Source organism: Pradoshia sp., from assembly GCF_051873915.1.
In the GTDB taxonomy this organism is placed as follows: domain Bacteria; phylum Bacillota; class Bacilli; order Bacillales; family Pradoshiaceae; genus Pradoshia.
Genome location: NZ_JBJEFJ010000125.1, coordinates 1 through 9,431 on the forward strand (window position 1 = coordinate 1; position 9,431 = coordinate 9,431).

Here is a 9,431-nt window from a genome sequence, read left to right on the forward strand (position 1 = left end):
CACCCCCGCTGATGGAAGTTTCACTTTAGAGGAGGGGAATTATTCGTGTTAATGAAGAAGAGATTTGCCGGTTTATTGGCCTTTTTGATGGCCTTATCCATTGTTCTTACTGCCTGCGGCGGTACATCAGAGAATGAAAACAAGAGCAAGAACTCCAGTGAAAGTACAGAAAGCGCATTTCCAGTAACGGTGAAGGATGGAACAGGAGAAGAGATTACGATCAAAGACAAGCCTGAGCGTATTGTCTCCTTGCTTCCGAGCAATACTGAAACAGCGTATGCATTAGGGCTTGAGGATGAAATTGTCGGGGTATCTGATTATGATAATTATCCTGAGTCTGTTTCTGAGAAAACAAAGCTAGGCGGCATTGAGGTGAATGTGGAGAAATTATTGGAGCTTAATCCTGATCTTGCTTTATTTTCAGCCTCTCAAGGGACAAATGATAAAGATATCATTCAACAGCTTCAATCAGCTGGGATAGATGTCGTTGTTGTCCCAGATGCAAATTCTATTGAAGGTGCCTATGAGACAATGGAGCTGATTGCAAAGGCAACTGGTAAAGAGACGGAAGGCGAAGAAATCATCGCTGAAATGAAAGAAGAGATAGCAGCCATTAAAGAGAAAGCGGCTGAGGTGAAGGAAACGAAGAAGGTATGGATTGAAGTATCGGCCTCACCGGATTTATATACAACGGGAAGCGGCACATTTATGAACGAAATGCTCGAGATCATTGGGGCAGAAAATATTGCAGCCGACCAAGAAGGCTGGGTAACGATGAGTGAGGAAACGGTCATTGAAAGGGATCCTGATGTTATCATCACTACATATGGTTATTATATCGATAATCCACAAGAGCAGGTTTACGCTAGAAGCGGCTGGTCTGAAGTAAATGCTGTGAAGAAGAAGGAAGTTTATGATGTGAACAGCGATACGGTCACGAGACCAGGTCCTCGCTTAATTGATGGATTGAAGGAGATTGCGAAGGCAGTCTATCCGGATGTGTATAAATAAGAAAAAAAGAGTTGGAAGGCTTTCATTAAGAAAGCTGTCCAGCTCTTTTTTTGTCGAAAACTATTATTTAAATTTTCTGTTAATTTTATTGAAAAGTCCCAATTACTGGGTTAAGATAGTACCAATACGTACTCGTACTCTCAAAACAGAATGGAATGATCAAGATGCTGCTAATGAAGGAACTTCCGAAAGAAGCGAAGGATAAGATGCTGTATTCTGCCTTAAAGCTCTTTGCTTTAAAGGGTTTTAAGAATACCTCTGTTCTCGAGATTGTTGAAGCTGCCCATGTATCCAAAACGACCTTCTATCAGCAATTTTCGAGCAAGGAAGCATTAGTTGTGGCTCTTTGCCAGGATTTAATTGATGAAATCGCCTTGGAAATCAAAAAGGCAGCTGTGCAAGAGCCGAGAGTTGGCTATAAAGCGTATGCCGGTATTTATCGCTATTTGCAAATCTGCTTTACCAATCCTGCTGTGGCTCATTTTATCCTGCTTGAATCAGTTGGTATTTCTGAGGAGGTGGAGGTAGTCAGGCGTGAAGCGATGCAAAGCTTTGCTGACCTGATTTTTGTCTTTGCCTATCAAGAGTTTTCAGAACAGGTGAGAGAGGAAGAAATCCGCATTATCTCGCAGGCAATGGTAGGCGCCATTAATGAGGTGGTGATTCGCCATGTGAAGGAGACAACTAGTGACCTTCATATAGAGGAAATGGCCAGATTGTTGAACAGGCTTGTCATAGGCGCGTTCGTCAATCTATCGAACGATCACTAATATGTGAGGAGGGATTTGGCTTGGTTTCATTCAAACCGAGTGAGGAGGAAGCCGCATTTATTCAAGTGGCGCGAGATTTTGCCCTGAAAATGATTCGGCCGGCCGCAAGAGAAACGGAAAAGAATCGTAAGGTCAGTGAGGAAATCATCAAGAAGCTGCAAGAAATTGGCCTGGATACCCTTGAATTGCCGGAAAGCTTTGGTGGATTAGAGCTTCCTGTCCTCTCGCAGGTACAGATTTTGGAGGCATTAGCTTATGGGGATTTAGACATCGTACAGGGACTTCCAGGAGCAGGGGAGTCAGGGGCCTTTATAAGAGAAGCGGAGAAACATCCTGCTTTTGCTGCCTATAAGAAAGCTTGTCAGGCTGGGAATGTACCAACAATCGCCTTTTGCCATCCGAACCAGCCAAAGCTGTCCATCAGCCGTCATGAAGAGGGCTATCTGATTGATGGCGAGACTGTTCCGCTTAGAAATGGGAAGTATGCGGACTATGTGCTGATCCACGGGAAAGCACAGGATGGAGAAGAGGTCATTCTCTTGCTTGAGAACAGCCTCGATCATTCATTCAAGGCTTTAGAGGGTGATTATCGATTAGGTCTATTAAGCGCTGGGTTTGCCAGCCTGTCATTCAAAAAAGTAACCGTTTCCAAGGAGTCGGTCATTGCTAGAGGGGTAGAAGCGAGAAAGCTTGCTCAGTCTGCTATGAGGCGAATTCGGGTCATGGAGGCAGCGAAGGAGGTAGGGGTTATCTCTGCTGCGCTTGATTATACGGTGGAATACACCGCAAGCCGGAAGGCATTCGGCTCAGAAATCGCTAAGTTTCAAGGGGTATCCTTTAATGTCGCTCAGATGGCGATTCATGTCAAAGCTGCCCGCCATCTTGTTCTATATGCGGCTAAGCAAATAGACATTGGAGCCAATGATGCTGGATTCCACAGTATTCAAGCTCTGCAGAATGCTCATCGAGCTGTCCGGTTTGTGACAGATTCGGCTGTACAGCTTCTTGGGGGACATGGATATGTCCAAGACCACCCTGTTGAGAAATGGATGAGAGACGGTCAGGCCCAAGTGGTATGGCTTGCGCAGGAGCATGACTTAAACGCGTATGCAGGAGATTGGCTCCTGAATGAAGATGAAAGGAGTGAAGCGGTTGATTTCATACGAACTGTCTCCACATCAAGCCCAAGTTAAGGATGTTGTCCATTGGTTTGCCGAAAATGAAGTCCGTCCCATTTCTATGCTGTCTGATGAACAAAAGAGGGTGCCGGATGATTGGCTGAAGAAAGTCAATCAATTAGGAATCTCGCTCAGTATGTCTTCCTTTGGAGAGAAGGATGGAGACGTTGAGAGGAAAGAAAAAGAGGAGAAGAAACGGGAAAAGCAGGGAAACCGGCTTGGCGTGATTGCTTCAGAGGAGCTTGGATGGGGAGATTGCGCCATTGCTCTTACATTGCCTGGACCAGGTCTTGGAGGCCCGCCGATTCAGCATAGCGGTACAAAGGAGCAGAAGGAGCGTTTTCTTTCAATCTTCTCAAGAGATGAAGAGCCTAAATGGGGAGCATATGCTTTAACGGAGCCGGAGGCAGGCTCGGATGTATCTGGATTGCAGACAACCGCCGTGAAGGTAAATGGAGGCTATGTCCTGAATGGTCAAAAAATCTTCATTACGAATGGTAAGAGAGCCTCATGGGTAGTGGCCTTTGCGACTGTGGATAAGACACTTGGAAGAGCCGGTCACCGGGCATTCGTTGTAGAGAAGGGAACGCCGGGATTCTCTTGTACGAGGCTTGCGGATAAGATGGGGCTGCGGGCTTCTGAGACAGCAGAACTGGTCTTTGAAGATTGCTTTGTTCCGGATGAAAATCTGCTCGGAGGAGAGGAAGCCTATCAGAGCACGGGCGCGCGCTCAGGCGGCTTCAGAGTTGCGATGAAGACCTTTGATAGTACAAGACCGATCATTGCGGCCATGGCTACCGGTATTGCAAGAGCAGCGTATGAGTATACGCTCGAATTCGTCCAATCAGAATTCCCGCGCCATGGTGTGCATTACAGACAAGCGTTGGGGCTATTGGCCGAGATGCAGCAGAAGATACAAGCGGCCCGCCTGTTAACTTGGGAGTCAGCCTGGAAAGGAGATCTAGGAAAGCCTAATGCGAAAGAGGCTGCAATGTGCAAGGCCTTTGCCGGGAAGATTGCACTTGAGGTAACATCGGCAAGCCTGGAAATCATGGGACCTTATGGCTTGGAGGGGAATTTAGTAGAGAAGCTGTACCGTGATGCGAAAATCTATGACATTTTTGAGGGCACAAATCAAATTCAGCAGCTGATTATAGCGCGTCATTTATATGAACCATATGGGATTCGTGTATAAAGAAGCAGTCATTTGCAGGAGGTGATGCCCTGACCTTAATAGAATGTGAGTTTGCTATTAAAAAGAATGAGATAAGATTCAAATGCCGGAAGGCCAATAAATGAAGGAGGAAAAGAAAAATGGGTAAAGCAATTGAAGATTATACATTACCGGAGTCTTTTACAAAAATTGAGGAGGCGTTAAATGCCAATCCTGGTCCAATTGAGGGAATTACGACAAGGTATCAGTTTACGATAACGGGAGCAGAAGAAGGTGTCTATCAGCTGAATCTGCAAGACGGCAAGGCAGAGGTAGCGGAAGGAGAAGCTGCCCCAGCTGACTGCACCTTGATTATGTCTCTAGATAACTTCCGCCAATTCTTGTTAGGCAAGTTAAATGGAACTGTTGCGTTCATGTCCGGCAAACTCAAGATTAAAGGAGATATTGGTAAAGCGATTAAGCTTGAAGGCATCTTGAAGCAATACAATGTCCAAGACCATCTATAAGTTTGTGAGACTGGTTAGGAGTGCTGATGAACGAATTGGTAGGGAGAGATAATCAGGTGTGGTATCCATACCTGATTATCTTATATAAGGGAGGTGTCCTATGAAACCTTTGAATCTGGTCGATATGGTTTATAGAACAGTTCAAAGATACGGCCAGAAAGATGCATTGATGGCAAAGGTCAAAGGTGTTTACAAAGCAATCACCTATGCAGATTTTTGGGAACAGGTTGCTCATACGGCCCATGCCCTTTTGGAGAGAGGAGTAGGGAAGGGAGATAAGGTTGCCATTCTGTCGGATAATCATCCATACTGGGCAATCAGTGATCTTGCGATTATGAGCATTGGTGCAGTCAGCGTTCCTATTCATTCCACTTTGCCGCGTAATCAAGTAAGCTATATCCTTCATAATTCAGCCTGCGAATTCATTTTTGTTGGAAATGAGAGGCAGCTGCAAAAGCTGGAATTAGAGGAATTTCAGCATGAGAGAGTCGTCATTTATGAACCTGCAGAAAAACCTCCCGCAGAGAATTTTTCTGCTTCCATGCAGGAATTCCTATCAAGAGGCAAAAGGAATTCCACAGAAGATTGGCAAGACGGCTTTATGCAGATTACGAGAGAGGATTTAGCGACTATTATTTATACTTCCGGAACAACTGGACATCCAAAGGGCGCCATGCTTACCCATGGCAATATTTTAGCCAATGTGGAAGGAGTTCAGTTTTGGGTGCTGGAAGCACGCCCCGACGACATTATGCTTTCCCATCTCCCCTTATCCCATATATTTGAGCGAATGGCTGGCCAGTTTTTCCCCTTCTATGTAGGAGCTACGATTGCGTATGCAGAAAGTATTGATACCGTTCAAGATAATCTTCTCGAAGTCAGGCCGACTGTATTGGTCAGCGTTCCTCTATTATTTGAGAGAGTCTATGCACAAGCCATGAAGATGGTCGAATCTGGAACGCCCATCCGCAAAAAGGTCTTTCATTGGGCTCTGGGGGTAGGGGAAGAGCGCTACCGCTATTATTTGTCATGTCCGGCTGATGAGTTAATGCGCAAGGCTGAACTGCCCAAGGAATTTAGACGAAGATGGAAAATCTCTGAAAGACTTGTCTATCAGAAGGTTAAACAAAAATTAGGGGGCCGCATCAGAGGGTTTATCTCAGGAGGAGGAGCGTTAAATCCGGAGATTGGCCAATTTTTTTGGTCAGTTGACCTGCCTGTTCTTGAAGGGTATGGGCTGACGGAAACAGCTCCGGTCATTTGCGTGAATCCTTTCTCACGCTCAAAGGTAGGAACGGTTGGAAAGCCGCTGCCCAATCTGGAAATTCGTTTAGCGGCAGATGGAGAAGTGCTGGTGAAAGGTCCAAGTGTGATGAGTGGGTATTACCGCGACCCGGAGGCAACAGCAGAAGCCTTCGAAGGGGAATGGTTTAAGACCGGTGATATCGGCCAGCTGGATGAGGATGGATATTTACGGATTATTGACCGTAAGAAACGGATTCTTGTTCTGTCTACAGGAAAGAATATTGCTCCACAGCCGGTAGAGAATGCGCTGCATCAAAGTCCCTATATTGAAAATGCCGTCCTGGTCGGGCAGAACAAAAAATACGTCATCGCGCTGCTGGCACCGGATTTCACCAATTTGAAGGAATGGTGCAGGCATAAGGGGATTCATGGTTCTCCTCAGGAGTTATTATCCAATAAGCAAATACAAGCTTTATTAACAAGAGAAGTCACGAAATACACAAAGAAATTTGCTCAATATGAACAGCCGAAAAAGCTTTTATTCGTCAATAAGGAATGGACAGTTGAGACAGGAGAGCTGACCCCTTCCTTAAAGGTACGGTATGCAGAGGTGGAAAAGAAATATAAGGCTGCCATTGATCATTTATATGCGGAGACTGCCAATGGAGAAATAGACATCGCTGCCGATGAAGCAGCGGTGGGAATCTCATTACCTAGAGTGAAAGGGGAGCAATGAATGATGCCATTTTCATTAGAAGGCAAGGTAGCGCTTGTAACAGGTGCATCCAGAGGACTTGGCAGAGCGGATGCCTTATGCTTGGCTCGGGCAGGTGCGGATGTCATCGTAACAGACATATTAATCGAAGACGATGAACAAATCGATGCAACTTCAGAAAAACTGGGTCCGGTGGCTCAAATTATGGTTCATTCAAAGGCCGTTTATACGAAGTCGACCACACAGGAAATAACGGAGTTGGGAAGAAAATCAGCAGCTTTTAAGATGGATGTGACAAATCGAGAGGAAGTCGAACGAGTGATGGCTGAGGTCATCAGCCAGTTTGGCCGTATTGATATACTCGTCAACAATGCAGGAACCTTGGATCATACTGCCAGACTAGAAGATCAAAATGATGATTATTGGAGCAGGGACTTGAACGTCAATTTGACAGGTGCCTATAACTGCTGCAAATCCGTTTGGAAGTATATGAAGGATCAAAAGGAAGGGCGCATTATTAATATGGCATCAGTGGCCGGGACACATGGCGGATATGGGCAAGCCAGTTATGCGACCACAAAAGCCGGTATTCTGGGATTGACGAAATCCTTAGCGCTTGAAGGAGCGAAATATCAAATTACCGTTAATGCGATTGTGCCGGGAATTATCAATACGGAAGCCTTCCAATATACGAATCCGTCGATGAGAGACAGAATGATTGCGCGAACTGCTTTTAAACGGCCGGGTGAACCGGAGGACATTGCTAATGCGATAACCTTTCTCTCAAGTAAGGAAGCCTCTTATATAACAGGAGTTGCTCTGCCGGTAGCAGGCGGCATTGATCTATTTACATTTTAAGAGAGGAGGGAGATCGCCGAGATGAATGATCGAGATGCCATAATCATAGAGGCTGTCAGGACGCCGATTGGACGAAAGGGTGGAATCCTCACCAGCTATCGTCCAGATGAAATGGCCGCACATGTGTTAAGGAAATTGACTGAGCGAATTGGAATAGACCCAATGGAAGTTGAGGATATCAAAATGGGCTGTGTTACCCAAATTGGTGAACAAGGTATGAATATTGGTCGAATTGCCAGCTTGATTGCTGGATTTCCTGTTGAGGTATGCGGGTCCAGCACGAATAGGATGTGCGGATCAAGTCTCGATACATTGGCCCAATCGGCTCATGCCATCATGGCGGGGATGAGTGATTGTACGATTGCTGCTGGTGTAGAAAATATGAATCGGGTACCTATGGGAAGTGATGGCGGTGATTTCCCTGATATGCTTATGAGCCAGTACACAATCATCCCGCAAGGATTCTCGGCAGAGCTGATTGCACAGAGGTGGCAGATTTCCCGGGAGGAGATGGACCACTTCTCCCTTTCGAGTCATCAGAAAGCACTTGATGCTATTGAAGAAGGAAGGTTTGAACGGGAAATCGTGCCGATTGAGGTCAAAAATGAAACGGGAGATAAAGTGATGTTCGAGGCTGATGAAACCCCGCGCCCCAATACCTCCTTGGACCGCTTATCCGAGCTAAAACCCTCGTTTCTTCCAGATGGTCATGTGACAGCAGGAAACGCAAGCCAAATTAGTGACGGGGCAGCAGCGGTCTTGCTCACATCACGAAAAAAGGCAAAGGAGCTTGGTTTGCATCCACGAGCAAGGGTCGTTGCGACCGCAATCGCAGGCGTCGACCCGGAAATTATGCTGACCGGAATCATTCCTGCAACGAAGAAGGTATTGGAGAAGGCCGGATTGACAATGGAGGATATCGATTTATTTGAGGTCAATGAAGCCTTTGCCTCCGTTGTGCTCGCATGGGCAAAAGAGCTTAATGCCGACATGGATAAAGTGAATAGGAACGGAGGGGCCATTGCGCTCGGCCATCCTCTTGGAGCCAGCGGTGCCCGAATCATTGCCACGATGATCAATGAACTCGATCGTGTAAATGGAAGATATGGCCTTGCGACGATGTGTATTGGATTTGGCCAGGCTATTGCTGTCATTATTGAACGGGAGGTTTAACTATGGGTGTGAACTGTACGTTGGAAGTCGGAGGGAAGACAGCTATGCTGACGATTAATCGCCCGCCGCTCAATACGCTCAGCAGAGATACTCTATATGAGATTGAAGGGTATTTGGATGACTTTGAGAGCAATGATGGAATCCGTGCCATTATTATAACTGGTGTTGGTGATAAGTTCTTCTCGGCGGGAGCAGATGTAAATGAATTTGCTGAACTGGCAGACCCGGGCAAGGCAAGGTCAATGATTCAGCGAATGCATCATTTGTTTAACCGAATCGAAAGCTTTCCAAAGCCGATTATCGCGGCTGTAAATGGCCGGGCTCTCGGAGGAGGGAATGAACTTCAAATGGCGTGTCATCTAGCCATTGCAAGTGAAGCGGCTGATTTCGGTCTTCCGGAAATCAAGCTGGGGATTATTCCGGGATATGGAGGAACGCAGCGTCTTCCTCGGTTAATTGGAAGCAGGCGGGCACTAGGGCTTATGCTGAGTGGTGAAACCATTTCAGCAAAAACGGCGCTTGAATATGGATTGGTCAATCAGCTAGTTCCAGCAAATGGATTTCTTGAAACGGCGCTTGCTTATGCGGATCAATTAGCAGAAGGGCCGCCGCTGGCCATTCGAGGGATATTAGATGCGGTGAGCAGAGGAATGGAAACAACGCTTGATGAAGGCTTGCAAATTGAGCTTGAGCATAATGTAAGCATAGTACGCTCTGAGGATGCGATTGAAGGAATTAGTGCCTTCTTTATGAAAAGAAAGGCTGAATTTAAAGGGAAATAAAAAAGAAAAGGGCTTCCCG

Annotated in this window: 9 protein-coding genes; all 9 read left to right on the plus strand. The window is 46.2% G+C overall.

The annotated features are described in order from the left end of the window. Positions 1 to 51: 51 nt before the first annotated feature. Complete coding sequence (locus ACI35L_RS11325; protein ID WP_439802923.1) at positions 52 to 1,011, plus strand: helical backbone metal receptor; 960 nt, start codon at positions 52 to 54, stop codon at positions 1,009 to 1,011. A gap of 164 nt (positions 1,012 to 1,175) precedes the next feature. After that, positions 1,176 to 1,781 (plus strand): TetR/AcrR family transcriptional regulator, encoded by a 606-nt coding sequence (locus ACI35L_RS11330; RefSeq protein ID WP_049669722.1) that lies wholly within the window; start codon positions 1,176 to 1,178, stop codon positions 1,779 to 1,781. 20 nt (positions 1,782 to 1,801) lie between these two features. Continuing rightward, a complete protein-coding gene (locus ACI35L_RS11335) occupies positions 1,802 to 2,974 on the plus strand; it encodes an acyl-CoA dehydrogenase family protein (RefSeq protein WP_439802920.1) in 1,173 nt (390 codons plus the stop codon). Beyond that, positions 2,934 to 4,154 (plus strand): acyl-CoA dehydrogenase family protein, encoded by a 1,221-nt coding sequence (locus ACI35L_RS11340; protein WP_049672760.1) that lies wholly within the window; start codon positions 2,934 to 2,936, stop codon positions 4,152 to 4,154. Before ACI35L_RS11335 ends, ACI35L_RS11340 begins: the two co-directional genes overlap by 41 nt. A 119-nt stretch (positions 4,155 to 4,273) precedes the next feature. Beyond that, positions 4,274 to 4,639 (plus strand): SCP2 sterol-binding domain-containing protein, encoded by a 366-nt coding sequence (locus tag ACI35L_RS11345; RefSeq protein WP_049669723.1) that lies wholly within the window; start codon positions 4,274 to 4,276, stop codon positions 4,637 to 4,639. Positions 4,640 to 4,739: 100 nt separating this feature from the next. Then, a complete protein-coding gene (locus tag ACI35L_RS11350; RefSeq protein WP_439802921.1) occupies positions 4,740 to 6,620 on the plus strand; it encodes an AMP-dependent synthetase/ligase in 1,881 nt (626 codons plus the stop codon). Beyond that, on the plus strand, positions 6,621 to 7,457 hold the full coding sequence (locus ACI35L_RS11355; protein WP_049669725.1) for an SDR family NAD(P)-dependent oxidoreductase: 837 nt from the start codon (positions 6,621 to 6,623) through the stop codon (positions 7,455 to 7,457). 21 nt (positions 7,458 to 7,478) lie between these two features. Continuing rightward, entirely contained in the window at positions 7,479 to 8,630 is a 1,152-nt protein-coding gene (locus ACI35L_RS11360; RefSeq protein ID WP_439802922.1) for a thiolase family protein, read from the plus strand. 2 nt (positions 8,631 to 8,632) lie between these two features. Then, complete coding sequence (locus tag ACI35L_RS11365; protein ID WP_049669727.1) at positions 8,633 to 9,412, plus strand: enoyl-CoA hydratase/isomerase family protein; 780 nt, start codon at positions 8,633 to 8,635, stop codon at positions 9,410 to 9,412. The last annotated feature ends 19 nt before the right edge of the window (positions 9,413 to 9,431 follow it).

Coding starts and splice junctions, on each gene's coding strand:
- ACI35L_RS11365 (WP_049669727.1), top strand. CDS start 8,633: ATGGGTGTGAACTGTACGTTGGAAGTCGGAGGGAAGACAGCTATGCTG.
- ACI35L_RS11350 (WP_439802921.1), top strand. CDS start 4,740: ATGAAACCTTTGAATCTGGTCGATATGGTTTATAGAACAGTTCAAAGA.
- ACI35L_RS11345 (WP_049669723.1), top strand. CDS start 4,274: ATGGGTAAAGCAATTGAAGATTATACATTACCGGAGTCTTTTACAAAA.
- ACI35L_RS11325 (WP_439802923.1), top strand. CDS start 52: ATGAAGAAGAGATTTGCCGGTTTATTGGCCTTTTTGATGGCCTTATCC.
- ACI35L_RS11360 (WP_439802922.1), top strand. CDS start 7,479: ATGAATGATCGAGATGCCATAATCATAGAGGCTGTCAGGACGCCGATT.
- ACI35L_RS11355 (WP_049669725.1), top strand. CDS start 6,621: ATGATGCCATTTTCATTAGAAGGCAAGGTAGCGCTTGTAACAGGTGCA.
- ACI35L_RS11330 (WP_049669722.1), top strand. CDS start 1,176: ATGCTGCTAATGAAGGAACTTCCGAAAGAAGCGAAGGATAAGATGCTG.